The following is a 1,710-nucleotide window of genomic DNA, read 5'->3' on the forward strand; positions in this document are numbered from 1 at the left end:
CAATCACGCTGGCGATGTCTAATGTTCTAGGTACACTTAAGGTATTACTAAACGGAACTAGACCAATAATTGGTAAATCGCTTGATCCAAAGTAGCGGTTATATTTTTGCAATTCTGCCGTAAATTTTGCGATGTCTTCGGTTGGACGTAACGACGGGTCAAATGCGACAGGTATTTGAGCTGTCTCTTCAGATAACCCGCGTGTACGCATAAAGAGTACGCCCGCTGTTCGGTTAGAGGTTGCACCACCAAACTGCCGTAAGTGAGCTTCAACTTTCTCTGCTGTTTTACGTGGGTTTTGAATATCTGCTGTACTGACTAAAACCACTTCAGCATCAAGCGCTTGAGCAAGGCTTGCATTAAGTTCACTGGCAAAATGGTCTTGCCCATTTGGTAATAAGCCTTCAACAATAATCACATTATTGTCTGCTGCGATACTGCGATGAAGACTTACTGCTTCTTCAAGTAACTCATCGACTTCACCAGCCGCAATGCGTTGGGTTAGCTTTTCATGAGAAATGGATTGAACAGTTTTGCTTTGAAATAAATGACCAAATAAAGAGGTAGTTCGGTCTAAATTTTCTTGATCTACCTGAGAGAACGGTTTTAAAAAGCCTGCTTTAATCCCATTACAATCAAGTGCATAAATCATACCTAAGCAGGCAGAGGTTAAACCAACCCCTTCACCTGTAGGAATTAATAAAATTGTATTCATATAAACCTATAAATAAATGAATAGCGTTTTTTTGACTTCTGTAATTAAGCAAGGCTAACTTCAGGAGATGTATTTTGTGAAACCTCTACAACCTGACGAGTTTCTTTGGCAATACGGCCTTCTTCATCGGTTGGAATCACCCAGATTTGTGGACCTGTGCCGCTATCAATACGGCCTTCTGTACCACGTTTTAAATTGTTGTTTTGGTCTTTATCGAGCTGTAAACCGAAATGAGGTAAATAAGCTAGAGTTTTTTCACGTATATAAGCTGAGTTCTCACCAATACCGCCTGTGAAGATCAAACCATCAATACTTGGTAGACCACAACTTAGGGCAGCAAGTGATTTTGCAAGGCGATAGCTAAATACTACAATCGCGAGGCAAGCATCTTCATGGCCATTTTCAGCAGCTTCAATCACTGTACGCATATCGTTAGAGAGTTGTGATAAGCCAAGTAATCCACTTTCGTTATTTAAGACTTTATCGATTTTTGCTAAGTCCCAGCCAAGATTTTTAGCAAGGAAGCTGTGTAAACTTGGATCGACATCACCACTACGTGTTCCCATTACAACACCTTCAAGTGGAGTAAGGCCCATAGAAGTATCAACACTTTGTCCATTCCACACTGCACAAGTCGAGCTACCATTGCCCAAGTGTGCTGTTAACCAACCACCTTTTTGGAATTTTCCTGCCAGTTCACTGCCGCGGTCAGACACATAAGCATGACTTGTACCGTGGAAACCATAGCGACGAACATTATGTTCTGTATATAAAAACTTAGGGATTGCATAACGGTATGCATGTGCAGGCATCGTTTGATGAAATGCAGTGTCAAATACGGCAACTTGAGGTAATTCAGGGAAGAGACGCATCGTTGCTTCAATCCCGATTAAGTGAGCAGGATTATGAAGCGGTGCAAGCGGAGTGGCTGCACGAATACGTTCTACAATTTCAGGGGTGAGTAGTTCAGCTTTGGTAAGGCTTCCACCATGTAC

General features: G+C 41.9%; 2 protein-coding genes. Both read right to left on the reverse strand.

Going from position 1 to position 1,710, the window contains the following annotated elements; genetic code table 11:
• The coding region (locus VXQ92_RS16860; protein ID WP_416682592.1) for an AAA family ATPase at positions 1 to 715 on the reverse strand (715 nt) is incomplete at its 3' end.
• A 44-nt stretch (positions 716 to 759) separates the two neighbouring features.
• The coding region (locus VXQ92_RS16865; protein ID WP_416682593.1) for an acetate/propionate family kinase at positions 760 to 1,710 on the reverse strand (951 nt) is incomplete at its 5' end.

The sequence above is a fragment of the Acinetobacter sp. 228 genome (assembly GCF_048147885.1).